The sequence below is a fragment of the Rhizobium hidalgonense genome, assembly GCF_002914525.1.
Taxonomy (GTDB): Bacteria; Pseudomonadota; Alphaproteobacteria; order Rhizobiales; family Rhizobiaceae; genus Rhizobium; species Rhizobium hidalgonense.
This window is the reverse complement of record NZ_LODW01000076.1, coordinates 1-25,604: the sequence shown is the minus strand read 5'-3', so window position 1 is coordinate 25,604 and position 25,604 is coordinate 1. Positions and strand designations below refer to the sequence as shown.

The following is a 25,604-nucleotide window of genomic DNA, read 5'->3' as shown; positions in this document are numbered from 1 at the left end:
TGCTGGTTCTAATGCCAGAACATCGCCTGATTTGGCCGATCAGCAAAAACAGCTCACCGTACGCTCACGGTACGTGGGGCGACATCGCACCTGAATTTGCAGCCGGGACAGACACACGTCGCCCTTGTTGCAGTTTGACGTCTTCTTCGCCAATGGCAGAACCGCGGTGGACGGTCCGAAACATAACGCCGTTCATGCTCTTTTCCTCCTCTTCGAGCCTTTCAAATGGCCCAACCCATCGCTGGCGATTTTCCAGCTTGTCAAGAAGTATAAGGCGGCTTCGGGAGGCCCATACGGTCGTATGAAGCCCCACTTCACCATTACGGTCGACTCGGCGCCCATTGCTGATAAACAAAACTCCAATCTCTCGGCATGTGGTAGATCCAAAAATCGTGCCAGCTGCAAAAAGAGCCTAGGAAAAGTTTTCCTATTTGCTCGGAGCCTAAATGCAACTGCATCAACAGCGCCCGAACAATATCGCGTCGCGTTTCAACAAATCGGCAGCGCCGCATGCGCGCCAATCAACCGCAGACGAGGGAGAAAACTCCGAGCAGCTCCGGCAGTGTTCTGGTAAGCGCGTCGCCGTTTTCCGCAAAGCGGCGCACAACGGCAGCGCCTATGCAGTCCGCCCCGCCATGACAAGCGCAATGCGCGCGGTGGAGTGCTCGGCAGGAGGGAAGAGTTCGGCTCGTGGCGTCCCGGGCATGGCGGGTGCGCCTACCGGTTATTAAACGATCTCCAGCCACCGTCGACGGTCAACACAGACCCGGTGACGCTTGCGCGCTGGCGAGAAAGCGCACCGCTCGGGCAATTTCGTCTGAACGCGCCACGCGACCCATTGGCACCCGGCTGCGCACCGCGGTGAGGTCTATCTTGCCCGCGCGTTCAAGTTCCGAAACCATCGGCATGCGCACGTAAAAGTTCCCTGACCAACGTTGACGATCTCGAGGCTGAATCCTGATCGATCAAGTCTCACTTTCACCCTCTTGAAGGAATGCAGTCTTCCTAAATGCGTAGACGGGGTCATCGGGACATGATGCTCCGATCGGCTGCCGGTGGCCGAACTGCTCAGTCTCGGATGCCGCGGCCAAGATCTGCTCCTCGACTAGATCATAGACCACCGTCCGTTCGGCAATTCTCCAATCCCCTCCCTTTTTCAGGAACAGATCGCAATAGCGGCCGCAGATCAGGGCCTGACTTAGCGTTCCGGCCTTGTTCGGTGCGCGTTGCAGTGCGGCGAAGTAACTTTCGACGGCGGCTTTTTCCGGGCTGCTGAACTCAATCAGAATGTTCGTGATTTGATGGATGTTGCGCGGTCCGGTCTTGAAGACACCAAGGGCGAACTCGATGAAGCCCTCGGCCGAACCGGAATAGGTCCCGTGATTGTCACGTGCATCGGGCCAGTAGGAACTGCGCAGCGCCCTTTCATCGGCGCGGTCTATCCCGCGGCAATACCGATAGAGGCAGTCGCGGAGCGCCTCGCGGTCGAGCAATTCGGTAATTTTTTTTGTGTTTCATCGCTTGTCGCACATCTGATATCGGGGCGCTTACCCATCCAGTGACGCAGCCAGCTTTCAACTGCTCGGCTGACGTAAGGAAAAACCCTCCCTCTGCTTAGGCATGCATGTAAACAACTGCCCTTAGAAGTAGACACCAATGGGAGAGCTGCGGGTAAGGTGTTTGGACAGCGACGGCGCCGTCATGCACCAGTTGCGTTGCGTTTCAACCCCCACAATGTTGGTTGAACAAAAGGCGATCGAGCAACGCATCCGAAACGCAATCTATCTCCAGCGCACGTTCAGGGCAGGATCGAGCGCCTCGCGACGCGAACAGTTCGTCCCTCTCCTCGACATCGATTGCACCGGGCAGTATGTATCCCTCGTCGTCAAGATTGAATATTTCGGGCGCTTGGGCCCAGCATCTTGCATGACCTTGGCATTTGGAAGTGTGCACTATGACGCGCATACGGTACTCCATGTCTTGCCTCCTCTCAATTATCAGGACCAGTCCAGGATCAAATTCTCCATTCCAAACACGTGGCCCCCATAGGTGATGGGCGCCGTACCATCCTTGATACGGAAGTCAGGGATGCGCGACAGCCACTCCTCCAGGCCGATGACGATCTCTCGCCGGGCAAGGTGTGATCCAAGACAGCGATGGGGACCGTACGCAAAAGCGGTGTGGCGATTGTCTTCTCGTGCCAAATCGATCGTGTTCGGATTTTCGAATTCCACCGGATCACGATTGGCAATCATCGTGGCGCAGGAAATGTAGTCCCCCTTACGGATCGGCGCGCCTTCGAAATTGATATCTTTCGTCGCCACACGGATCATCTGCACGGTCGAATAGGCGCGAAGCAGTTCTTCGGCTGCGAGCACAATTCGATCCGGTTTGCTCCGCAGCAATTCCTGTTCTGTCGGATTGCGCGCGAGATAGGCCAGGTCAAAGCCGATCGCCGTTGCCACGGTGTCCAGTCCCGCGACGAATAGAAGCACGCCTATTCCATGGATTTCCTGGTCTCTCAACAGGCGGCCGTCGACCTTTGCCTGCACGACGAAGGTCATGAAATCGTCGGCCGGTTCTTTGCGGCGCATCGCTGCAAGTTCATCGATGAACGCCAAAATTGTTCGGGCGGCTGCGGTTCGTCTGATGCCGTCGCCGTGGAGCAGGTCCTTCCCCCAGCCCACGAATGTATTGAGGCGCTCATCGGATAAGCCGAGCAAACGGAGGAAGATACTAACCGCAAAAGGAAAGGCGAAGTCCGTCAAGATGTCGCAGCTTGTGCTCGACGCGGAAATCTTGGAAATCAACGCAATCGCCCGATCACGGACCGCCGGTTCAAGCTCCATTATCCGCCTGGGCGAAAGCAGCGGATTGAGAAGTGAGCGAAACACGCTGTGAGCCGGGGGGTCGAGTTCAAGCGGGATCAGCGGCCAGTTTTCGCCAAGCGCCGAGGCGAAAAGGCTCCGATGGCTGGAAAAGGTTCCGGTGTCCTGCAGCAATTTGCGTTGGTCCTGAGCGCGAACGATGACCCAGGTACCTCGGCCATCGCGCGTATTGCAGGGAGAATAAAAGATTCTCGGTCCATTATGGAGGCAAGCGACAGCTGCGTGCGGATCCCCATTTGGCATGCGCTCCATGCCGGGCGACGTGAACAGGCTGAAGTCCTTCACCATTTCGGGAGGGACATGTTCTGGAACCCTAATGGTAGCCACTGCTTTTCTCCTGTCATCAAAGCCCCTTCGCCGAGAACGAATTCTCCTCGGAGAGGGAGCGAGCAAAATCGTTGAGCGCCAGATTTCCAATCTCAGCAGCGCGAGGCGCCAATGACATGCGATGCAGCGATCAGATCGCCGTGCGGCTTGAAATCCACGCTGCTTTGTTGGCCGAAGTCGAAATTTCTTGGATGCCTCGCCCGCCCTTCCGGTCGACATCGGATTTTCACGGGTACCTCTCTTCCGGTAAATGCGTTCTGAGCACAGATGCATTTTGATTTCCTCCGCTCCATGGCGGTCACCAAAGAAACCGGCCGACAGTCCTTGCCGCCCCGCAAGAAGAACTTCAAAGTTCATGCCAATTTGATTGATTTGGCCGGAAAGAAATTTTTCAATTGCCTTTCAGCGCTTTGGCTCAAGGCAGAACAAAGATTGGCTGATCAAGGCCGTGTCGCGTATCTAACAAAACCCGACATCAGGTGCCGGATGCCATCTATTCAGGTGCGACTTTTTTCCAGCCACCACAGCCGGGGGCCAGAGACAGCGCGACGAGTAACGAATGTCCTGATGTACTGCGATGCAGTGGGATAGCTTGAGGGTGGGTAGCTTTGAATTGTTGCATCGAGCTAGCGGCGGAATTCCGGGAACAGCTCGAAGCGTGCTACTCCTTTGTCCTGAATGTCAGTTCTACCAGCCCGACGACACCACCCTAAGAGTCGGCGGCAATCTGCCGATTGGGTGTTGCCTGACAGCAATGGATATGGTGGCCTACCGTCCGCCGAGACGGAAGGCGATGGCCGCAGAAAGCCCGCTCAAGCGGCCGGCCGAAAATGCCGTCCGAAACAAATCCACAAAACTGCCCTGCCTGGCACGGCAAGAGCGTGGGTACGGAGATTTGATCTGGATCAAATCGCAATCCCGATGAAATTGATAGCCATCAAAGACGCGCTGGAAGAAATAGGGATAGCCGAAGTCGCAACGGCCGCGTGGTCGTCTCGGGCATGTCCGGCATAGGCGGTTTTCGAAGGGATCAGGACATGGACGTCGCACGCAGTGAGGTTCTCGTGATTAGCACTTCCGTCGCTTGCCGTTCCTGCCAGGCGCGGCACGGCGTCGTTTGCGGCGCCTTGTCGGCTGGCCAGCTTAGCGAACTTGGCCGCCACTCGCTGCGCCGCAAGGTCGACGCAGGCTGCGAGATCATTGCACAAGGATCGGAAAACTCTTTCTATTCGAACATCACGCGCGGCGTGGTGAAGCTCTGCAAGGTGATGTCGGACGGGCGCCAGCAGATCGTTGGCCTGCAATTCGCCCCCGATTTCGTCGGCCGCCCCTTCGTGCGCGAAAGCACGCTGTCGGCCGAGGCCGCGACCGATGCGGAGATCTGCGTGTTCCCCCGCAATTTGCTCGAACGCATGATATTGGAGACTAGGGAATTGCAGCGTAGCCTGCACGCTCAGGCGCTGAACGAGCTGGATGCCGCGCGCGAATGGATGCTGACGCTCGGCCGGCGGACCGCCGAGGAGAAGGTCGCAAGCCTGCTCCACCTCATTGCCGCCCACGCCGAGACGGCGACGAGCACTGCCTTCGATCTGCCGCTATCGCGTGCCGAGATTGCCGACTTTCTCGGGCTGACGATCGAAACCGTCAGCCGCCAGTTGACCCGGCTTCGCAAAGAGGGCGTCATCCGCATCGAGAACATCCGGCATATCACCGTGCCCGACATGGATGCGCTCGCAAAGAAAATCAGCGGGTAATTACCACCCGCGTATTGGAAAGGCCAGCCTGGCGCGCCAGCGTAAAAAACTAGGCGGCATTGTCGGGATGCAGACGGACGTGCCGGGCGCTACCACATCGAGCATTCCGGGCGAGAAAACTTCTAGTCCCGGAGCCGCCGGCTTGCAGCTCGGGATAGCCGCCGGGCAGGTGGGTGGCGTCGCCATCGGCGCCGGGCGCCCAGCACGTCGCCAGCGAGCTGAGCGGTGAGTGGTGAATGGAACAAAATATCAGCTCCGCGGCGACGTCAGCCGAGCAACAAATGCTCGTAGGCCAAAGGCTACATAGCGCGACCCGGGTGCCGGTCGGCATCAGCCGATCGATATTGGCGGCTGCGAGCTCTTCACGCCCCCAACCTGCGGATATCCGCCATCGTCGTCTTCTGTGACGAAATTATCGGAGCCGTTTGCGTTTCACCATTTTTCGATGCGCGGTCCGAGCCTGGCGCTCCCTTTTTGTCGGACCTCAAACTTTCTTGTGCAGTTTCAAACAAGAAAACGTGCGCGGGTAGACATACGCACGAGCAGAACCTCAAACCCCGTGACCCGCGCCTTCCCGCCGCGACCGGACTGGCGGGCAGTATGCTAAGGTTCTAAAAGGCGGCAGAGAAACCTTGATCGAGATGCGGTCGGAAGTAGCCGAAACAGCGCCCGGCCGTCAGCGCGGCACAACGGCTTCACAATTCGCTCGCCCGCACGAGCAGCGCACGAGTGCGGCGACGAAGGCCCTGTGCTGACCGCAAGTCCATCTCCTTCAGGCCAAATGGCATGACGCTTGCTTGCCCTGGCGTGTGGGCCGAGGTCGGATTCGTGTTAGCCGTGACTGAGAGGCCGCAAATAAATTTTCCTAGAGGAGCTTCATTGATGACCATGGAAAAGCAGGTCCCTATTGTCACCTTTCGCACGCGGGTTCGCGACGAGTCTATATCCGGTCCCAACCCCTACCGCTGGGAAGACAAGACGACCGACGACTATTTCAGCGGTAAGCGGGTAATCCTTTTTTCGCTGCCGGGCGCCTTCACGCCAATCTGCTCCACCTTCCAACTGCCTGATTTCGAGAGTCTTTATGTCGAGTTTAAGAAGAATGGCATTGACGACATCTACTGTCTCTCCGTCAACGATGCCTTCGTCATGAATGCTTGGGGCAAGTCTCAGGGGTTGAAAAATGTCAAGCTTATCCCGGACGGTTCGGGAGAATTCACTCGAAAAATGGGTATGCTCGTCGCCAAGGACAATCTCGGTTTCGGTCTGCGCTCCTGGCGCTACGCTGCCGTGATCAATAATGGCGTCGTGGAGGGGTGGTTCGAGGAAGAAGGCTTTGGCGACAACTGCGCGACCGATCCGTATGGCGTTTCTTCGCCGCAAAACATTTTGAAATGCCTTAAGGCCCCAGCCTTCGTATGAGCATTGAAGCCAACGACCAGCAGCTACGACTTGTCGTGCACACCTGCGCCGAATGATAGGAGTTTTGCTCGAACCATGAAGTCCTTTACAAGCCTTCATCAGCGTCAGCAGCAATCGCTGGTTATTACGCCCCAGCTCATCGCGTCTATTCGCTTGCTGCAGCTGGCGCACACCGAACTGAATCAGTTCGTGGAACAGGAAATCGAGAAGAACCCATTTCTCGACCTGGCGTCGAATGACGGCGGGGCTTCTGGCGTATCGCCAACTGCGGCGGATGATCCAAATATCAGCGCACGCGAAGACCACGTTGATGGACCGGCCAGGACGGACATGCCTGAGCTGTCTAGTCCCTGGAAATCAATCCGTGACACAGGCAACCTTTCGCCGGGGGAAAGGCCTTCCCTGGATGAGTTCGCCGCGTCAACTGAGACATTGCACGAACATGTCGCCCATCAGATCGCCCTCACTGCCTTCACACCCCAGGAGCGGCTGATTGCTGGCGCGCTTGCCGACCATCTGGATGACACTGGGTATCTGCAAGTGAACCTTCAGGAGCTAGCAGAGAGGCTAAATAGCCCTGAGGCTGGAGTGAAGCGGGTTCTTGAGGCTTTGCAGCTATTTGACCCGCCGGGCATATTTGCGCGAAGTCTGGGCGAATGCCTCGAGATTCAGTTGCGCCAACGAGACCGGTTCGACCCGGCCATGGCAGCTCTGGTCGCAAATCTCGAGTTGCTTGCGCGACGCGATTTTCGAGCACTGAAGCGACGTTGCCGGGTCGATGAAGACGACCTTCTCGATATGTTGAACGAAATTCGTGCACTTGACCCAAAGCCTGGAAACCAGTTCCAGTCCGCAAGGTCGGAATCCATCATACCCGACGTCTTCGTCCTACCCTCGCCGGGAGGCGGATGGCACGTCGAGCTTAATCGGGAGATTTTGCCCAAGGTACTGATCAACCAAACCTATTTTGCGCAAGTTACTCGCCTAACCGCCCAAAGCTCGAAAGATCAGTCATTCCTCAACGAATGCTTCCAGAGCGCGAGCTGGTTGGTTCGGAGTCTCGATCAGCGCGCCACGACGATCCTTAAGGTGGCGACCGAAATCGTGCGCCACCAGGATGTCTTTTTGGAAGATGGCATTGCTCATCTTCGCCCTCTCAATCTTAAGACCATCGCTGACGCGATCGACATGCACGAGTCCACTGTAAGTCGGGTAACGTCGAACAAATACATTCTCACGCCCCGCGGCGTGTTCGAGCTCAAGTATTTTTTCACCGTCGCGATCCCGTCCTCACAAGGCGGTGACGCGCACTCTGCCGAAGCTGTGCGCCATCAGATAAGGGCACTTATTGCCGCAGAGACGCTCCATGATGTGCTGTCCGACGACGGCATCGTTGCCAAGCTCAAGGAAACAGGCGTCGACATTGCTCGCCGCACAGTCGCCAAATATCGCGAGGCGATGAACATCCCCTCGTCCGCGCAACGCCGGCGGGAGAAACGGTTTGTACTGGCGGCCGCGGAGGGATAAGTCCTTTGTACCGTAGGTGATGCCCTTTTCCCAAAAACCGCGGAACTGAGGCACATGTGACATTGTGCTTAGTCCTCTCCATGGAGGATCGACTTCATATGGGCTGGCGACCGCAGCCTCGTCACGGGAGCTTCAAAAGTTGTTCCGGCCGCTTAAGCTGACGTTCCAGAAAAGATTAGATGTCTGTTCCATAGCCCAAGCGCTTAGGGGCTAAGCGGTTAATCACGAAACTCGTGCAGAATTTTTATGTCGCGCAAGCGACAAATCTAGAAGCAGTTGTCGCCTCCCATTCATTTTCGCCGAACCGCTGGGATTTCGGTGCGGCGGCAACGAGAGCCTCAACCGAAAATGATAGACGGAGATACGCGGGCAGACGTTCTGGAGTTGGCGCGCTTTCGAGATCTCCGATGTTCGACGACGCAGGAATACAACACGCGGGCTGATCGAACTCTTGGCCTTCCTCACCGCTTGGCACGACGCATGCACGGTAATCCGAAAATGCGCCATCGAACAAAAAGGAATCATCCCATGATCAAGCTCACAGAGAATGCCGCCGCAATCATGAACGTAACGCTTTCCCGAGCCGAGCAGGCGGAAGGCTTTCGCATCGCGGTCGAGGCAGGTGGATGCGCCGGCTACAAATACCTGGTGGGGCTAGAAAGCGTCCAGGGCCAGGGCGACGCGGTGATCGAAACAAATGGGGTCAAGGTGTTCGTTGACGCAGACTCCCAAGCACACATCAACGGCATGACGATCGACTTCGTGACGGGACCAGAAACCTCCGGTTTTGTCTTCGACAATCCCAATGCGCACCAGAACTGCACTTGCGGCAAATCCTTCGGCTGATCACCGAGAAAGCGAGAGAGCCATGCGGAATTATTGCGAAAAGGTCATGGTTTCCTTTTTCAATCCGAAGAACGACGGCGTGCAGGAAAATCCCCTCAGCGAGACCGGGGCAGTTTCCTACGGTAGAGGGCCTGAATTGATAATTGGAGTCGATCCAACGGTGGAAGCGTTTCTGGTGACGCCGTCGTCCTTGCGTTCCAACCCAGCGACCGCCTTCTCGCCAGCGCTGGCCGAACTCATAACCCTAAAGCCCGCCGAAGCGCCTCAAACCGTCCGTCAGGAGACAGCAGGCTTTTTAAGCGGTTTGCTGCCGGAGAAAAAGGTCTGCTCATCAACGGATTATCCTGAGGCAGCAAAATTTTTTGGCGGGCATCCGGGCCAGGATTCCAAAGGAGACGCCCCCTCTGCAAGCAGTTCCGCGCCGAGGAAAGGTGAGCGAAGACGCGTGCGTGTCAAGAGGCTTGATTTCATGACCAAGTCGCTCACTTCGCTAGATCTGGCAGTAGACGGACGACACTCGTTCAAGCCGTCGAAGACGTGTCAGCGGTTTATACAGTACTGGTCGTCGAAAGCCTCGTTCCGGCAGAGGAGGACGATCAGACCGTCACAACAGAAATCTGAGGCCTGGAGAAATTGGCAGGGTCGAAATCGATGTTGTAGCCGGCAATCGCGTAGGACAGGGTCTAAAAATCGCCGCAGCCTGCAACAGTTCAGTTCTCAGCGACAAGCTAAGCTGGCGACCCATCTAGTTAAGCAGCCGCGGCGAATCCAACCGTTGGAAAAGGCGCGAGCGCACAACGTTCTTCCCTTCCTACTGATGGCGGCTATGCGACGTTATCGATGCCAACAAGATCGCGTGACGCGCCATCGCACGACTCCACCCCGCGCTGCTTGCCCGAGGCTAGCAAACAACAGCATGTGCAAGACGCCGCAGCATTGTCACCGCTTCCCCTCAGTCGAGATCCACCCATGAGAGCGATCTATCTCGACAATAATGCAACGACCAGAGTCGATCCTGAAGTGGTTGAAGCCATGCTGCCGTTCTTTGCGGATCAGTTTGGAAACCCTTCGTCGACGCACGCTTTTGGCTCCTCCATCCGCGAGGCGGTGAGGAAGGCGCGCCGGCAATTGCAAGCGCTGATCGGCGCCGAGTTCGATCATGAGATCGTGTTCACCTCGGGGGGGACGGAAAGCGACAATGCGGCGATCCTTTCGGCGCTGGAGGTGATGCCTGAGCGCACAGAGATCGTGACTTCCGCAGTCGAGCATTCAGCGGTGCTGACACTCTGCGGCCATCTGGAGAAGACGCGCGGCATTAAGGTACACAGGATCCCAGTGGATCGACATGGACGTCTCGATCTTGACGCCTATGAGACCGCCCTCACTCATCGTGTAGCGATTGCTTCGATCATGTGGGCGAACAACGAGACGGGAACCATTTTCCCGGTCGCTAAGCTTGCCGAGATGGCCAAGAGAATCGGTGCACTTTTCCACACCGACGCGGTCCAGGCGGTCGGCAAGGTTCCAATGGACCTCCAACCTACTGCAATCGACATGCTTTCGTTGTCCGGACACAAATTCCATGGACCAAAAGGCATCGGTGCACTCTATCTTAGGCGGGGCTTATCTTTCTCCTCACTGATCAAGGGAGGTCATCAGGAGCGCGACCGACGCGCAGGGACAGAAAATACGGCCGGGATTGTCGGTTTAGGCAAGGCTGCCGAACTCGCCCTGAAATCAATAGACGACGAGAGGACCCGATTAAAGTCGCTCCGAGATCGATTGGAGAACGGCATTGTCCAGCGTGTTCCAGGCGCCTTCGTAACCGGCGATAGGCTTAAGAGGTTGCCGAACACGGCGAACATCGCCTTTCAACGTGTCGAAGGAGACAGTATGCTCCTTCTTCTCAACCGCTATGGCATCGCCTGCTCTTCCGGCTCTGCTTGCTCCTCCGGTTCGCTGGAGCCGAGCCATGTCTTGAGGGCAATGGATATCCCTCATGCTATGGCGCACGGAACAATCCGCTTCTCGTTCTCGCGCGATAACTGTGACGAGGATGTCGACCGGGTGCTCGAAGTTTTACCGGGCATCGTTGAAAGGCTCCGGAGCCAATCCCGTTCCGGCCACGTGGCCGACACGAGCAGCCGGGTTCGTTCAGGGGAGTAGGAGCAGGCACGCTCATGAAACGGCAATTCCTTTTCACCGATACGACCTGCATGACGGCACCGGCATCGTATGAACGATCAGGTAAAAGCCGGGGCTCTCAGTCACATAGATCGCCGGTTCACCGCCCATGCGTGTTCATGGAGGGGGCCCAGCGCCATATCATCTTAATCAATCTCTCGACACCATCGGTGGATCGCATCCGACCACCAGCCTATGCCGACTCCAGTTGCAACGCGACTGCCTTGCGCCTAGCCGCGTCGAACCACGCATTCCGTACGTTGCAGCTTAAGCTACGGGAGAACGATCTCGCGATCACCGCTCACGACCAGGGGGAATCTTATGTGCCGTTGCTCCGCTGACAGCAGTCCCGTCGATGTCAAAGACATCCTCAATCGGCTGAAATCTCTCTCGGCTGCGGAGGAGTTCTTCGCAGCCCTAGGGGTCCCCTATGACCCGAAGGTTCTCGATGTCTCACGACTCCATATCATGAAGCGTATGGGCCAATACCTCGCGGCAGAGGACTTCTCCCATCTCCCAGACCGGGTAATCGCTGCTCGTGCCCGTGCCATACTGGAAAGGGCCTACTGTGATTTCGCGACCTCCGCGCCGCTCTCGCACCGGGTCTTCAAGGTGCTCAAGGACCACAATCCGAACAGACCTGTCACACCCGGCCGCACCGTTGTCCCGTTAGACTCTTTCCTGAAGCCGTTCGAAAAGAAATGAGCACGGTTGCGACACGACAATGTCGGGAAGCTTACAATTCAGTCATATGCTAGCAACGTCGGAATCGAAGCCATTTCAATGTGATAGAGAACGCCAAACGGTTGGCACGAATGATGCACGCAAGCATGTGTACTGACAAGCCCGCCACCCATAGAGGGAGGGAGTAAGAAACCGCCATGCACATAGTTATCTGTATCAAACAGGTACCGGACTCCGCACAAATACGAGTGCATCCGGTGACGAACACAATCATGCGTCAGGGGGTGCCAACCATCATCAACCCCTATGATCTGTTCGCCCTTGAAGAGGCGCTCCAGTTGCGCGACCGCCATGGCGGCGAGGTGACCGTGCTCACCATGGGGCCGCCCATGGCAGAGGACGCGTTGCGCAAGGCGCTCACCTACGGCGCCGACCGCGCCGTACTCTTGACCGACCGTCATTTTGCCGGCTCCGACACTCTGGCGACCTCGTTTGCTCTTTCGCGAGCCATCGCGAAGATCGGAGAGGCCTTCGGTACGCCCGATATCGTCTTTACGGGCAAACAGACCATCGACGGCGATACCGCCCAGGTTGGGCCTGGCATCGCCAAGCGCCTCGACCTCCTGCAGCTCACCTACGTTGCCAAAATCGTCTCTGTCGACATCAATGGGCGCGAGATTACGGTGGAGCGCCGCTCGGAAGGGGGCACGCAGACGCTAATGAGCAAGCTCCCTTGCCTAATTACAATGCTCGAAGGCACAAACGAAATCCGCCGCGGCTCGCTCGATGACGCGCTACGGGCCGCGCGCAGCCAGATCGTGAAGTGGAATGCGGCCGACGCTGGCATAGAGGACCTCACCAAGTGCGGCCTGCGTGGCTCGCCAACCGTCGTTAAGAGGGTCTTTGCCCCTCCTGAGCGGGCGGAAAAGGCGGAGCAGATCGACACCGCGGAAAAAACACCGCGCGATCTCGCGGAGGAGTTGATCGCTGGGATCTTTTTGCGCCAGCCGGCGCTCGAAAGCGAACTCGCCTTTGACGGCGAATGAAGGCAAGGAGCGACGATGTTGAGCACGAATCGAGAGAGCCCTCCTCCAGCCGCTGGCCGTGCCGCCATGAAGAAAGAGCTGCCCGATCAGTTTAAGGACCATCGGCACGTTTGGGTCTTCATCGAGCTGGAGCGCGATCAGGTGCATTCCGTCTCCTTCGAGCTGCTCGGCGAAGGCCGCAAGCTCGCCGACAAGCTGGGCGTCCAGCTTGCCGGCGTCGTTCTCGGACCACCGGGAGAGGCCACGTGGTTTGCCATCGCCGAGGCTTTTGCTTATGGCGCCGACCTGGCCTACATCGTCGAGGCCCCACTGCTCGCCGACTACCGAAATGAGCCTTTCACCAAAGCATTGACGGATCTGGTTACTAACTACAAACCGGAAATCCTTCTTTTAGGGGCAACGACGCTCGGGCGCGACCTTGCCGGTTCCGTGGCGACGACCTTGTTGACAGGGCTCACGGCGGATTGCACTGAACTTGATGTGGATGCGGACGGCTCGCTTGCGGCGACCCGGCCGACTTTCGGCGGCTCCTTGCTTTGCACGATCTACACGCTCAACTGCCGGCCGCAGATGGCAACGGTCCGGCCGAGGGTCATGGCCATGCCTCCGCGCGGGAATAATAAGATCGGACGCGTCATTCAACACAAAGTGTCGATGATCGAGGAAGAGATCGTCACTAAGGTCCTCGGTTTCTTGTCCGATGGCCAGTCGGCGACGGCGAATCTCGCCTATGCGGACGTCGTGGTTGCTGGAGGCCTCGGTCTTGGCGCGGTGGAGAACGTGAAGCTTATGAAGAAACTCGCGCGGACGATCGGGGCCGATTATGGCTGTTCGCGCCCCCTCGTCCAAAAGGGCTGGATGCCTGCTGATCGGCAGATCGGCCAAACTGGCAAAACTATCCGGCCGAAGCTTTACATAGCAGCCGGCATTTCCGGCGCCATCCAGCATCGCGTTGGCGTCGAGGGAGCTGATCTTATTTTAGCCATCAACACCGATCCTAACGCGCCGATTTTTGATTTCGCCCACCTCGGCGTCGTCACCGATGCGATCCGTTTACTGCCGTCATTAACGGAACTCTTCACCCATCGACTGTCGCCGCACAGTCGCGATAAGCTTGCAAACTGAGGGCGCCCCATGACTGAGGAAAACTTCGACGCCATAGTTATCGGGGCCGGCATGGCCGGAAACGCAGCTGCTTACACGATGTCGAACCGCGGCATGAAGGTGCTGCAGTTGGAGCGTGGCGAGTATCCGGGCTCCAAGAATGTGCAGGGCGCCATCATGTACGCGGACATGCTGGAGAAAATCCTGCCGGATTTCCGGGATGATGCGCCTCTGGAGCGGCACTTAGTCGAGCAGCGCTTCTGGATGATGGACGACTCGTCCCACATCGGTATGCAATACCGGTCGGACGACTTCAACGAGTCGAGACACAATCGCTACACGGTCATTCGCGCCCAATTCGACAAATGGTTTTCACGCAAGGTGCGCGAGGCCGGAGCGACGCTTCTATGCGAGACGACCGTGACGGAACTCGTTCGTGATCCAAAGGGCAAGGTGATTGGCGTTCGCACCGACCGCGCCGGCGACGTGATTCTTGCTGACGTGGTCGTTCTCGCAGAGGGCGTCAATGGGCTGCTCGGCACGCGTGCTGGATTGCGTGACACGCCAAAACCGGAAACTGTCGCGCTCGCCGTCAAGGAAATGCATTTCCTGGCCGAAGAGGTAATTGACCAGCGGTTCGGCCTCAAGGCCAATGAAGGCTGCGTCATCGAGGCAGTTGGCACGATCTCTCGCAACATGGCCGGGCTTGCCTTCCTCTACACCAACAAAGAATCGATCTCGATCGGCATTGGCTGCCTTGTCTCCGAATTCGCGGCAACAATGGAAAGTCCTTATGATCTGCTCGAAAAATTCAAAAGCCATCCGTCGGTAAAGCCGCTGATCGCAGGAGCGGAAGTCAAGGAATATGCGGCGCATCTCATTCCAGAAGGTGGTTACAAGGCAATTCCGCAGCTTTTTGGTGACGGCTGGGTCGTCGTCGGCGACGCGGCACAACTTAATAATGCGGTGCACCGCGAGGGGTCCAACCTCGCCATGACGTCGGGGCGCATCGCCGGCGAAGCAATCGTCCAGATCAAGAATCGCAAAAAGCCGATGGTCAAGGAGAACCTCTCCCTTTACAAGTCGATGCTTGAAAAGTCGTTCGTTATCAAAGACTTGCGGAAATACAAGGACATGCCTGCCCTGCTGCACACCAATTCCCGCAATTTCTTCACGACTTATCCAAGGTTGCTGTCGCAGGCCGCACAGAACTTTGTGCGAGTCGATGGCACCCCGAAGATCGACAAGGAACGGGCGACCACGGGCACCTTCATCAAGGCACGCTCCCGCTGGGGGCTGTTTGGTGACGCGGTTCGCTTGGCGCGCGCGTGGCGATAAAGGAGAGATGAGATGACGGTTGCAGTGACGAACATACGCGTAGAGGACAAGCTTTACCAAAATCGATACGTGGTCGATGCCGGACGCCCGCATATTAGGGTGCGTCCACACGATTGGCCAAGCGTAAATCTGTATGCCCTCACAAGTGTCTGTCCGGCCAAGTGCTACGAATTGAATGACCAGGGCCAAGTGGAGGTTATCGCCGACGGGTGCATGGAGTGCGGCACGTGCCGCGTACTATGCGAGGCAAGTGGAGATATCGAGTGGAACTATCCGAGAGGCGGTTTCGGCGTTCTCTTCAAGTTCGGATAAAGGTTTGCAACTCCACGATTCAGAACCAACTTGGGTTTGCAGACGGGCGCATCGGAAACTTGCAGAGGTGCGCGTTGCAGATTGGCATTAGAAATTACTATATATACATGCAAGCAAGGGTTATAAGAAACGTTAGACAACCCAAGGCCATATAATGACCCACATGCCCGCCCGACCGGTCGATGGAGCGGAACCCCTATCTGCGCTACCTGCTGGACCTATGCGCCAAGCGGGCACGCAGCGCAGCGGAATCTACGAGATATCAAAGGTACTGACTGCCCCCGCCCGGCTAGAGATTACGCTTGCCAACGTCGTGAACGTCCTCTCTTCCTTTCTGCAGATTCGATGCGGAGCAATCGTTGTTCTAGACGCTGAAGGTCAGCCCGAGATTGCTGCAACTGGCGACATCCCCCCATCCTCTCAATCAGCCGCTCGAGGCGTTATACCTAAGGCCGTAATCGACCATATCGCGACGACCGGTATGCCCCTAATCGTAAAGGATGTCAGCAAGTCCGAATTATTTCAGGCTGAGCCGCAACCGCCTTGGAGCAGCGGCACCGTCCCAATTTCTTTTATTGGCGTTCCGGTAAAAGCCGATAATAAAATACTTGGCACAATATCGATCGATCGCGTCAGGAACGACGCCGCCCCCTTCCCCGCCGACGAGGACGTTCGCTTTCTGACCATGGTCGCCAATCTGGTCAGTCGGACGATCAGGCTTCATCGTTTCCTGAACCTGGAGGGTCGGCGACCTATCGGCGAACAAGAGAGACCGGAGAAGCCGATCATCGCGCAAAGGGGCGCGCCGGGCCGACATCCACCCGTCAAAATCGACGGGATTATCGGGGATAGCCCGGCTCTCCAGCAGGTGGTTGAAACCGTCTCGGTGGTGGCGAGGACGAATTCCACCGTGCTTCTGCGGGGCGAAAGCGGCACCGGCAAGGAATTTTTTGCACAGGCGATCCATGAACTTTCCCCTCGTAAAAACAAGCCGTTCGTCAAATTGAACTGCGCCGCGCTGCCCGAAGGCGTCCTGGAATCGGAGCTGTTTGGGCATGAAAAAGGGGCTTTCACCGGGGCCATCGCGCAGCGCGCCGGACGCTTCGAACTGGCAAATGGCGGAACGCTTCTGCTTGACGAGATTGGCGAGATTTCGCCCGCCTTTCAAGCCAAACTGCTGCGCGTCCTGCAGGAAGGCGAACTGGAGAGGGTGGGCGGAACCAAGACGCTTGCGGTCGACGTCCGGCTCATATGCGCCACGAATAAGAACCTCGAGATGGCTGTTGCAAACGCCGAATTCAGGGCCGACCTGTATTACCGCATCAGCGTAGTTCCAATTGTCCTGCCGCCGCTTCGAGAGCGACCCGGCGATATTCCACGCCTTGCGAACGCTCTTCTTGACCGATTCAACAAGGAGAACCAACGCGAGCTGACGTTTTCGTCGTCGGCGATCGAGGTGATGTCGCAATGCTATTTCCCAGGTAACGTCCGGGAACTCGAAAACTGCGTGCGAAGGACTGCCACCCTTGCGCGTTCAAGCTCGATCGTTTCGTCTGATTTTGCCTGCAAGAACAGTCAGTGCCTTTCGTCGCTCCTCTGGAAAACCGACGGGTCGCCCGGCGGCATCACCGTCGATGGGCATGCCCGGAGCAATGTGATGCCGACTTCATCGCCGCGCTCGGGCGGGAGCATCGGTGCGTCGGACGAGGTATCTTCTGTCAAGGCTTGTGATCCGCACGGTTCCGGTTGTCCCGCAATGGAGTCGCGCCTCACGCAACGGGACCGGTTGATCGAGGCGATGGAAAAGGCCGGATGGGTTCAGGCCAAAGCGGCTCGTATTCTCGGCCTTACGCCTCGTCAGGTCGGCTATGCTCTACGCCAGCATCGCATCGAGGTGAAAAAGCTTTAAGCGCCTGGGTGATGTTGGACCTTCTCGATCTCTAATGCCTGGTTTGGTGGCTTACGGACAACTCTTTTGTCGACTGTCGGAAGCTTGACAAGTCTGTGTCCGAACACGGTCGGAATCGGGCAATAAATGCAAATTCTTAAAGCAAATCCCGTCCTTGGGATGGCATGGCTTTTGCGTTTTGAAAGGCGACGTCAACTAGCAACGGAGCACTCAATGTCCGCACCGATGATTTCGCTTGAAAGTGCGACCAGCACGACATCCTTGGATCAATTGCTGGCGACCGCGAAACCGAGTGGCTGCACATCCTCGTCATGTGGCGTGTCCACAAAACCGGCCGACGTGGACCAGGCTATCTGGGCGAAGATCAAAAACCACCCCTGCTATTCAGAAGAGGCTCACCATTATTTCGCGCGCATGCATGTCGCGGTCGCACCAGCCTGCAATATCCAGTGCAACTATTGCAATCGTAAATATGACTGCGCCAACGAAAGCCGCCCTGGGGTCGTCTCGGAAAAGTTGACGCCAGACCAGGCGCTGCGCAAGGTCATTGCCGTCGCCAACGAAGTGCCGCAGCTTTCCGTGCTGGGTGTCGCCGGACCGGGCGATGCCTGTTACGACTGGAAGAAGACAAAGGAAACGTTCGAACGAGTTGCGGGGGAGATCGACGACATCAAGCTGTGCATCTCCACCAACGGGCTTGCGCTGCCGGATCACGTCGCCGAACTTGTCGACATGAATGTCGACCACGTGACAATTACGATCAACATGGTTGACCCTGAAATCGGCGCAAAGATCTATCCCTGGATCTTTTACCGCAACCGTCGTTACACCGGCATCGAAGCTGCGAGAATTCTGCACGAGCGGCAAATGGTGGGCCTGGAGATGCTGACCGCGTGCGGCATCATCACCAAAGTCAATTCGGTGATGATTCCTGGTGTCAACGACGAACACCTGGTCGAGGTAAATAAATGGGTCAAGGAGCGGGGGGCGTTCCTGCACAACGTCATGCCGCTTATTTCCGATCCGGCCCATGGCACCTACTACGGCTTGACCGGACAGCGCGGCCCGCGGGCGCTCGAATTGAAGGCGCTCCAGGATCGTCTCGAAGGCGGCGCAAAGCTAATGCGCCATTGCCGGCAGTGTAGGGCCGATGCCGTCGGCCTGCTTGGGGATGATCGGGGCCAGGAGTTCGCACTCGACCAGCTTCCCGGAGAGATCACCTATGACGCCCGTAAGCGCGAGGCCTATCGGGAAGTGATCGCCCGCGAACGCGGCGATCACGCGACCGCCAAGAGCGAGGCAATCGAGACAGTCAAAGCAGCCGGCGATGGGTCCCTCCACGTCGCGGTCGCGACAAAGGGTGGCGGTCGCATCAACGAGCACTTCGGCCATGCGAAGGAGTTCCAAGTATACGAAGCTTCGTCGAGAGGCATCACCTACGTCGGGCATCGCAAGATCGAACAGTATTGCCTCGGAGGCAGGGGCGAGGAAGCCACCCTCGACGGCATCATAACTGCGCTGGTCGGTATTGACGTCGTGCTATGCGCCAAGATCGGGGAGTGCCCTAAGACTAAGCTCATGGAGGCCGGGATTCGGGCAACGGATGCTTATTGCTATGACTACATCGAGACCGCCATCGGCACCCTCTACGCCGCCAAGTTTGGCGTCGAACCACAAGCGGCGACGGCGTGAGCGCTCTTAATCCAACATCTTCAGGAGTTTAAAAATGGCCTTCAGGATCATAGCGTCCCAATGCACCCAGTGCGGTGCCTGCGAGTTCGAATGCCCCTCCGGTGCGATCAGGTTCAAAGGTGAGATCTACGTTATCGACCCGGAAAAATGCACCGAATGCAAGGGTACCTTCGAAACGCAGCAATGCGCGGAGGTTTGCCCCGTGCCGAAGACCTGCGTCCCCGCCGCACCTGCGATTTGACCTTCAGCATGGTCGGGGCTCCTGCGGAGAAGCCTTCAATGATATCCTGCAAGGAGGAATGCCCATGGGCCTTGGACGTGAACAGGAGGTCGAAATCCACAGGCCTCCACGATTTACACCCGGCGAGCGGGTGCGGGCCAGACTTCACGTAAAGAATGACGGCACCTATGCTGGCAAAAAAATTGGCGAAAATTTGGTGCGGAAGGGCGACGAAGGCTATGTGCGCGACATCGGCACCTTTCTCCAGCAGTTTTACATCTATGCCGTCGAATGGGTCGAACGTGGCACTATCGTCGGCATGCGTGCCCGTGAACTGACGAGTCTAGACAACGCCGCTGCTTGCGGCGCTGCTGAAATCGCGGGGCCCCCAACGAAGGAATAGCGACATGAAGATAATGATTCGGAGAACGAGCGCCGGCTTGTCGGCTTACGTACCAAAGAAAGATCTCGAAGAGCCGATCGTAGATGTCGAGGCTGATGACATGTGGGGCGGCACGATCACTCTCAGGAACGGCTGGAGACTCGTCTTGCCCAAGCTATCGCGGGATACGCCTCTGCCGATCACCGTCCACGCAAGGAAGATTCCTGACGAGGACTGATGCTGCAAACGAGAGGTAAGAGAAAACAGCATGAATAAAATTTTGACCTCGGACCGTCTCCTGATCATTCGCAACGGTGACGCCGAAAAAAGACTTCGGCTGCTTCAGGAAGCGCTCGCTGCAGATCGGATCGTTCCCTATCTCGGCCCGGATCTCCTTCGGCTGCAATCCACGGAACCACCTGTACCGGACACCCCGGAAGCCGTCTCCGCGGCACTCAACGAACGCACACCTGCCCCTTCCAGGATACGCAGCAATATGTGGTCCGTCGCGCAGTTTATTGAACAGCGACGGCATCGCCGGACGCTTCAGGCCTGGATGGCAGAAATATTTGGAGCACCCGTGGCGCCGACCGCCCTCCACGACTGGCTCGCAACGCTGCCGCTCTCCCTTATCGTCGACGGTTGGTACGACGGGACAATGCGTGCGGCTTTCGCGAAGACCGGTCGAACGGATGTCGTCGAGATTCAGGGCGTCACGCGTGCAAACGGCGGCGGCGACATTTGGACAAAAACTTACGATCTGTCCGGGAGAGACGTCGAATGCGTCTCAGTGCCAAAGACGGTCCTCTATGCGCCGTACGGCAGTGTTATACCAGCTTCGAACTTTCTGGTGTCCGATTCCGATTACGTGGAAGTCCTAACCGAAATCGATATCCAGACGCCAATACCTGGAATGGTGAAAGAACGGCGTATAGATCGCGGTTTTCTTTTCATTGGCTGCCGCTTCAACGATCAGATGCTCCGGATCTACGCTCGACAGATCATCAAGCGCTCTCACGGCCCCCACTTTGCAGTACTTGATGCGGAAGGCCTTACCAAAAACGAGCGCCGTTTCCTTGCAGCAAGCGGAATCACGGTGGTCGACCTGCCGATCGGCGAAGCCGCGGCTCTGCTTGTACCATTTGGTAGCAAGGCGGATGGTGACCATGGCCGCACGGCTTCCGCTTCGAATCTCTGTAGCGGCTAGAGTGCCGCAGATTGAAAACGTTCTGTTTCTGCCAAGTTCGAATGCCATACTGCCCACGTTTGCTGGCGTAGGGGATTGCGGGTGGGATCAATGGCGATGAGCGAGCGTGATCTTTCGCGGATCGAGGTTCTGTCGCAGGTGATCGACGGAAGATCGGCGACGACCGCAGATTACTGTTCGCTCAATGTCAATGCGAAGGACCGATTATGAAGAAACCTAAACCATTCCCAATACAGCGGCAGAGCCGCGGCCGGAATCGCCAGAAATAAGCCTCGCATCGGCCACCGGGTGCTCCACTCGTGCGCCAATAACACGCGTAATCAACGGGATCGAGACGGCACACGCTTTACGGTCTTGCGCTTATTTGTGATCTTTATCCCACAATATGGACTTCGATACTTGGTGTTTCCAAGTGACAAGCAGTGTGGCCAATAATTCTAACCGCCTAGCTCTACGTCTTCATACTTCCAGAGATGATGTCCCTGGCGGCTGAAAGGAACGCGTCCATTTGGGTTCTGGTGCCGATGCTGACGCGGATAAAATTTTCCAAACCGGCATCGGGAAAGACGGCTACAAGTATGTTCTGCCTATCCAAAGACGCTTGCCACCATTTGCCATCTCGTCCGGGTGGCACCCGAGCTAGCAAAAAGTTTGTGTGGGAGGGAATGACAGAAAAGCCCAATTGAGACAAGGCAGTGGTCGTTCTGTGTCTTTCATGTTTAATATATCTGTGGTTCTCGTCGTAGTCGGCGCGGTGCGAAAGGATACTAATGCCCATCGCATGGCCGATCACGTTCATGTTAAAGACATTTTGCAGGTTGCGTAGCCTCCCAATAAGTTCAGGATGACCAAAGCCGAAACCGACGCGAATTCCCGCGGCTGCAAAGCCTTTCGAAAGTGTTCTCAATACTAGAAGGTTTGGATGACGATCGACAAGGCGCAGGGCATCATCGGGTGCAAAGTCGACATACGCTTCATCCACCACTATCAACTGGTCCGATTGCGCGACGAGGCGGTCGATTTCAGCCACCGGAACGAATGTTCCCGTTGGATTGTTCGGATTGGCCAGCAGTATGAATTTTGCATCTTTTGCTGGACCAAGAAGCAGCTGCTCGATTGGCAGAGAATAAGACTCGCCCCATTCGATTTCGAGAAATCTGGCACCCTGCAACTTGGCCAGTTTGCGGTTAAAGGAAAAACCTGGCGATATCATCGCAACGCTATCTCCCGGGTCGAGGAATGCTCTGTAGATGAGCCCAAGCAGCTCCGACGAGCCGTTCCCGGCGACCACCTGATCCTGGGAGAGGCCATACGCGCTGGCGGCTGCGTCGCGCAAGCTCAGATTGTCATCTTCGGGATACAGATAATGCCGTTCGAGGGCCGCCAGCGCACTTTGCATCACCATCATCGGCAACGGAAACGGATTCTCATTCGTGTTTAGTTTAACGCAGTTCGCATCTCGCCCCGGTTGATTGGAGGGTAGCGCATTTAGCTGTCTCGCCATCGGCGAAAGAGCCGAAAGCACGGCTTGCAGCTTTGCATCAGCCATATCTTTTCTCCGTTTCAGTAAGCCGAGTCGTGAGCGCGTGATCGGCTGTCTCCTGTTGAAGCCACATCGGACGTTGGCGCGGCCCGCCTGCGGGCTGCTACGGTCGCCGCGTAGTTAATAGGCCAGGGACCGCCGCGGCCGCTTCAAGCCGCCAATGGTCAAGCCTCCCCACTCTCACACTCATGCGTCACTTGCTCCATTCGCCTTTCGAGGAACTGTTCGATCTCAAACGCCAACGCCGCAGGGTCGTGGCCAACCGTTTCGAGATGTAATTCAGCGCCCTCAGGGATTTCGTACGGCGAGGAAACGCCGGTGAAATTGGCGATCTTGCCGGCGAGCGCCTTCCGATAAAGCCCCTTCGGATCGCGTCGCGCGCATTCCTCAAGCGGCGTGTCGACGAGGATTTCAATAAGCTCCCCTCCTCCATCAGCTCGGCGACCTCGGCAACGCGGCGGATGTTCTCGACGCGATCGGGTTGATTGAAGCCAGTCGCGATTGAGCCCGTGGCGCACGTTGTCGCCGTCGAGGATGTAGGTGTGCTTCCCGTGGGCATGCAGCAGCCGGTCGAGCGCATTGGCGATTGTCGACTTGCCGGAGCCGGAAAGTCCAGTGAACAAAAGGAGGACGGCTGGCTGCTGACTCTTCATCGCCGCGCGCGCCCTTGTCAGCGTCGGTCGCCTGCCAATGCAGGTTGTCGGCGCGCCTTGCCCAGCTTTGGCTGCCACTGAAATTGAAGACCCCGGTCGGCCCTTGGGCTTTGCGAAAGAGCTCGGGAGGATCGACGTGGTCGATGAGTTCCAGCTCGTTTTCCCAGCACAGCTTCCACCGCACCTCAGAACGCATGCAAAGACCTCCTTTGGTATTTCCTGCTGCTGTTTTTGAAGCACGCACTGTGCGATCGAAGCATTGGCCACCCCGATGCATGTCGGCGCCGTTGCTCGGGTTCGCGCTATAGCCAGTCCGGATCGTCAAATGTTTCGCCGTCACTCGCGTCTGAGATCATTCCTAATGCATCATCACGGGAGATTGGTAAAATGGATTGTATGAATGGAATTATCGATGCTTTGTATGTCGAATATACGGGTTTCTTGGACTTTGACGTGACCTCCCTGGCACTCGCGGCGTAAGACGACCGCGCGTCCCCTCCAGCGGCCGAAAGCAGGGATGCGTTGGACCAGTTGACCCAACTGCGCCCTCCCCGGTTTACCCACCTATGTCCCGGAGTGGCGATGAACGGTCGCCAGCTAGTCCTAACCGCCTGCGCAAAGCTCGCTTCGGCAACCTGCAACGGCGCGAGCGGTTGGTCGCGGTTTCTGATGGAACTTCATCAGGGACGCACGTTCTGTTTATTGAAGCTAGCGATCTACGTCCTATTCGCAATCGTCTGCAGTGGCGCTGGTAGACGCGACTTTCATGGCACGATCGCCGCTATCGCTACCGGTCTCGTCTATGCGGCTTAGTAAGCTGAAAATATCTTGCAAGATCTCTTCATCGAAAGTCCGCAACTTCACGATAGTAGCCAGCAGCAGAACCGCTTTGGTTTCCGTTTCGCCCCAAAGATAAGGTGCCGCCGGGGCGATAATTTCTTCCGGAGTGGCATCCAAAACCTCACACAGATGAATCAGTCGGCTCACGGTCAAGCGGGATACTCCATTTTCGTACCGGCCGTAGACCTGCTTAGTGATGCCAAGCAAGGGCGCCAGTTTCGAGCGCGGGAGTTTTCGCTTATCGCGGGCTTCGCGAAGGCTGATGCTGATCAAGTTTTCGAGTTCGGCGCTAAGTGCAATCCGTCCGTCAAAAGGTTTTCGATAGACCGGCTTGTCTATGCCTGGATCATCGACTTGTTGCAAACCGAGTTCATTAATCCATTGCTTCAATGGTGGTCCTGACATTGCTCCGACTGAGGTAAATGCGCCGAAGCTCTTTATACGGAAAGTGATGTGCTTGGAACCACCAATGTTTCGTTTCGATCTCATTTGGCGCATTTTGGGCCACGCGGACCTCGCCCGATAGCTATCGTTCACCAAAATATATCAGTGATTGCAAGTACATACACATAGATAACACCGAAATCGCTTCACGCAAGGATTATCCACTTGCGCCAAATTGGCTATGACCCTCAGTGATTTTGGTGATAACGGTCGCTTCATTTCCTCGTCTAGCTCCCGGGACGTCGTGTGCGGGCATGGTGGCCTTTTGTCCTGCACGCGGAGCTCTCGGTTCACGGCAAACCAATCACGGCTCCGCGCGCTGGCTGCTCTGGTGTTTGGTTCCGGCATTTGATGGTGCAATATTTTCCTTGGCATGGAGGGAAGCACTATGGGCCAGGTTCTACACGGGAGCGCCACGACGACAGAGGCAATCCGTCGAGCAATAGTGAAGAGAGCCTGAGAACGCTTTCGAAGCGATACGGGATCAACCAGAAAACCGTGGCGAAATGGAAGAAGCGGACATCGTTGGTCGACCTTCCTACAGGCCCAAGGACCCACACTCGACGACCCTTTCCCTCGAAGAAGAGGCCGCTATCGTCGCCTTCCGCCGGCACACGTTGCTGCCGCTCGATGATTGCCTCTACGCTCATCAGCCGTATCCATCCGGCGAAGGCCGCGAGGGCTTATGATTTCGGCTCGTCTGCCATGATGCGTTCGATCTTGTCGCGATCGCATTGCTCGTCGACAAGGAACTGCCGAACACCTCCTTCCCAGGTGCGGATATCGGCGAGGAACTCCTTCAAGCTTTCGATGCCCCGGTCGGTGAAGGTCGTGATGCCCTCTTCGCTGCCGTCATGGGCATGGATCATCTCACCATAGTCGATGTTGTCGGAGTTGCTGGCGACCTCCTGGATGAGTTCGAGGTTCTCGCCAATCAGCGTGGCGACGTAGTTGATCGTGTAGACATGCGTCGGGCGCGCCATCAGGCCGCCATCTGCCGGGCGCTTCCGGCGGGCCAGTTCCACGGCAACAGTTCCGGCAGCCGTGATACGGGAATGCCAGGCATGCGGGCGAGCACGTCCGCCAACCAGGCCTGCGGATCGATATCGTTCATCTTTGCCGTGACGATTAGGGTAATACATGAAGGCAGCACGCTCGCCTCCGCGCTGGGAACCGGCGAATAGCCATGCCTTTCTTCCGAGAGCAACGCCGGGCAGGGCTCGTTCGGCGGCATTGTTCGTCAGACACAGTCTGCCGTCGTCGAGGAACCGGGCGAAGGCTT

At 57.0% G+C, this 25,604-nt stretch carries 24 protein-coding genes and 5 pseudogenes; 18 read left to right on the top strand and 11 right to left on the bottom strand.

The features are described from left to right. Positions 1-572 precede the first annotated feature (572 nt). From ATY29_RS37850 to ATY29_RS24695, 4 genes and pseudogenes are all read right to left on the bottom strand, one after another. Positions 573-917, bottom strand: a pseudogene (locus tag ATY29_RS37850) (SDR family oxidoreductase); the annotation flags it as partial. Positions 918-965: 48 nt separating this feature from the next. Continuing rightward, entirely contained in the window at positions 966-1,493 is a 528-nt protein-coding gene (locus tag ATY29_RS24705) for a nuclear transport factor 2 family protein (protein WP_004678573.1), read from the bottom strand. Positions 1,494-1,722: 229 nt separating this feature from the next. After that, positions 1,723-1,977 carry a ferredoxin gene (locus ATY29_RS24700; protein ID WP_004678571.1) on the bottom strand — a complete coding sequence of 85 codons (255 nt, stop codon included), beginning with the start codon at positions 1,975-1,977 and terminating at the stop codon, positions 1,723-1,725. A 20-nt stretch (positions 1,978-1,997) separates the two neighbouring features. Continuing rightward, the gene (locus ATY29_RS24695; protein ID WP_010009913.1) at positions 1,998-3,176 is read right to left on the bottom strand and encodes a cytochrome P450; all 1,179 of its coding nucleotides are present in this window, start codon (positions 3,174-3,176) and stop codon (positions 1,998-2,000) included. 306 nt (positions 3,177-3,482) lie between these two features. On the opposite strand from ATY29_RS24695, the gene ATY29_RS36490 reads away from it, so the two are divergent. Both ATY29_RS36490 and ATY29_RS24690 read left to right on the top strand, forming a co-directional pair. After that, complete coding sequence (locus ATY29_RS36490) at positions 3,483-3,806, top strand: hypothetical protein (protein ID WP_125461504.1); 324 nt, start codon at positions 3,483-3,485, stop codon at positions 3,804-3,806. 446 nt (positions 3,807-4,252) lie between these two features. After that, the gene (locus tag ATY29_RS24690; protein WP_064842863.1) at positions 4,253-4,969 is read left to right on the top strand and encodes a Crp/Fnr family transcriptional regulator; all 717 of its coding nucleotides are present in this window, start codon (positions 4,253-4,255) and stop codon (positions 4,967-4,969) included. Here the strand turns inward: ATY29_RS24690 and ATY29_RS36485 are convergent. After that, positions 4,959-5,048, bottom strand: a pseudogene (locus ATY29_RS36485) (L,D-transpeptidase); the annotation flags it as partial. The gene ATY29_RS24690 and the pseudogene ATY29_RS36485 sit on opposite strands and share 11 nt — an antisense overlap. An 803-nt stretch (positions 5,049-5,851) precedes the next feature. Here ATY29_RS36485 and ATY29_RS24685 point away from each other — a divergent pair. The 15 genes from ATY29_RS24685 to ATY29_RS24610 all read left to right on the top strand — a co-directional run bounded on the left by ATY29_RS24685 (position 5,852) and on the right by ATY29_RS24610 (position 20,842). Beyond that, a complete protein-coding gene (locus tag ATY29_RS24685) occupies positions 5,852-6,391 on the top strand; it encodes a peroxiredoxin (RefSeq protein ID WP_004678566.1) in 540 nt (179 codons plus the stop codon). A gap of 75 nt (positions 6,392-6,466) precedes the next feature. Then, complete coding sequence (gene rpoN / locus ATY29_RS24680; RefSeq protein WP_004678547.1) at positions 6,467-7,918, top strand: RNA polymerase factor sigma-54; 1,452 nt, start codon at positions 6,467-6,469, stop codon at positions 7,916-7,918. A gap of 528 nt (positions 7,919-8,446) precedes the next feature. After that, on the top strand, positions 8,447-8,764 hold the full coding sequence (locus ATY29_RS24675) for a HesB/IscA family protein (protein ID WP_009995752.1): 318 nt from the start codon (positions 8,447-8,449) through the stop codon (positions 8,762-8,764). Between the two features lie 969 nt (positions 8,765-9,733). After that, positions 9,734-10,930, top strand: coding sequence for a cysteine desulfurase NifS (gene nifS, locus ATY29_RS24665; RefSeq protein WP_085861398.1), 1,197 nt, complete (start codon positions 9,734-9,736; stop codon positions 10,928-10,930). Between the two features lie 339 nt (positions 10,931-11,269). Further along, the gene (gene nifW / locus ATY29_RS24660; protein ID WP_008536550.1) at positions 11,270-11,653 is read left to right on the top strand and encodes a nitrogenase stabilizing/protective protein NifW; all 384 of its coding nucleotides are present in this window, start codon (positions 11,270-11,272) and stop codon (positions 11,651-11,653) included. A gap of 176 nt (positions 11,654-11,829) precedes the next feature. Then, positions 11,830-12,678 carry an electron transfer flavoprotein subunit beta/FixA family protein gene (locus tag ATY29_RS24655; protein ID WP_004678528.1) on the top strand — a complete coding sequence of 283 codons (849 nt, stop codon included), beginning with the start codon at positions 11,830-11,832 and terminating at the stop codon, positions 12,676-12,678. A 15-nt stretch (positions 12,679-12,693) separates the two neighbouring features. Then, a complete protein-coding gene (locus ATY29_RS24650) occupies positions 12,694-13,803 on the top strand; it encodes an electron transfer flavoprotein subunit alpha/FixB family protein (RefSeq protein WP_085861399.1) in 1,110 nt (369 codons plus the stop codon). Between the two features lie 9 nt (positions 13,804-13,812). Beyond that, positions 13,813-15,120, top strand: coding sequence for an FAD-binding protein (locus ATY29_RS24645; protein ID WP_004678525.1), 1,308 nt, complete (start codon positions 13,813-13,815; stop codon positions 15,118-15,120). A gap of 12 nt (positions 15,121-15,132) precedes the next feature. Further along, positions 15,133-15,432 (top strand): ferredoxin family protein, encoded by a 300-nt coding sequence (locus ATY29_RS24640; protein WP_004678523.1) that lies wholly within the window; start codon positions 15,133-15,135, stop codon positions 15,430-15,432. Positions 15,433-15,652: 220 nt separating this feature from the next. Next, entirely contained in the window at positions 15,653-17,341 is a 1,689-nt protein-coding gene (gene nifA, locus ATY29_RS24635) for a nif-specific transcriptional activator NifA (RefSeq protein ID WP_011053431.1), read from the top strand. Positions 17,342-17,554: 213 nt separating this feature from the next. Then, positions 17,555-19,033 (top strand): nitrogenase cofactor biosynthesis protein NifB, encoded by a 1,479-nt coding sequence (gene nifB, locus ATY29_RS24630; RefSeq protein ID WP_064823789.1) that lies wholly within the window; start codon positions 17,555-17,557, stop codon positions 19,031-19,033. A 34-nt stretch (positions 19,034-19,067) separates the two neighbouring features. Further along, positions 19,068-19,274, top strand: coding sequence for a 4Fe-4S binding protein (locus ATY29_RS24625; RefSeq protein WP_008536545.1), 207 nt, complete (start codon positions 19,068-19,070; stop codon positions 19,272-19,274). Between the two features lie 64 nt (positions 19,275-19,338). Further along, positions 19,339-19,656, top strand: a complete 318-nt coding sequence (locus ATY29_RS24620; protein WP_064823790.1) for a nitrogen fixation protein NifZ — start codon at positions 19,339-19,341, stop codon at positions 19,654-19,656. A gap of 4 nt (positions 19,657-19,660) precedes the next feature. Then, positions 19,661-19,873 carry a putative nitrogen fixation protein NifT gene (nifT, locus tag ATY29_RS24615; protein WP_004678514.1) on the top strand — a complete coding sequence of 71 codons (213 nt, stop codon included), beginning with the start codon at positions 19,661-19,663 and terminating at the stop codon, positions 19,871-19,873. Between the two features lie 30 nt (positions 19,874-19,903). After that, complete coding sequence (locus ATY29_RS24610) at positions 19,904-20,842, top strand: SIR2 family NAD-dependent protein deacylase (protein ID WP_085861401.1); 939 nt, start codon at positions 19,904-19,906, stop codon at positions 20,840-20,842. Positions 20,843-21,293: 451 nt separating this feature from the next. Here the strand turns inward: ATY29_RS24610 and hisC are convergent, their stop codons facing one another. The 4 genes and pseudogenes from hisC to ATY29_RS24595 form a co-directional block, all read right to left on the bottom strand. Further along, complete coding sequence (gene hisC / locus ATY29_RS24605; RefSeq protein WP_085861402.1) at positions 21,294-22,391, bottom strand: histidinol-phosphate transaminase; 1,098 nt, start codon at positions 22,389-22,391, stop codon at positions 21,294-21,296. Positions 22,392-22,549: 158 nt separating this feature from the next. Continuing rightward, on the bottom strand, positions 22,550-23,038 hold the full coding sequence (locus tag ATY29_RS24600) for an adenylyl-sulfate kinase (protein WP_064823792.1): 489 nt from the start codon (positions 23,036-23,038) through the stop codon (positions 22,550-22,552). 100 nt (positions 23,039-23,138) lie between these two features. Then, positions 23,139-23,234, bottom strand: a pseudogene (locus ATY29_RS37840) (adenylyl-sulfate kinase); the annotation flags it as partial. Between the two features lie 527 nt (positions 23,235-23,761). Next, positions 23,762-24,268 (bottom strand): helix-turn-helix domain-containing protein, encoded by a 507-nt coding sequence (locus ATY29_RS24595; RefSeq protein WP_081282835.1) that lies wholly within the window; start codon positions 24,266-24,268, stop codon positions 23,762-23,764. Positions 24,269-24,710: 442 nt separating this feature from the next. On the opposite strand from ATY29_RS24595, the pseudogene ATY29_RS24590 reads away from it, so the two are divergent. Beyond that, positions 24,711-24,978, top strand: a pseudogene (locus ATY29_RS24590) (IS481 family transposase); the annotation flags it as partial. Between the two features lie 27 nt (positions 24,979-25,005). Here ATY29_RS24590 and ATY29_RS24585 read toward each other — a convergent pair. Then, positions 25,006-25,305, bottom strand: coding sequence for a hypothetical protein (locus ATY29_RS24585; protein WP_088939484.1), 300 nt, complete (start codon positions 25,303-25,305; stop codon positions 25,006-25,008). Next, positions 25,305-25,604: pseudogene (locus tag ATY29_RS24580) on the bottom strand (transposase domain-containing protein); the annotation flags it as partial. The gene ATY29_RS24585 and the pseudogene ATY29_RS24580, both read right to left, overlap by 1 nt.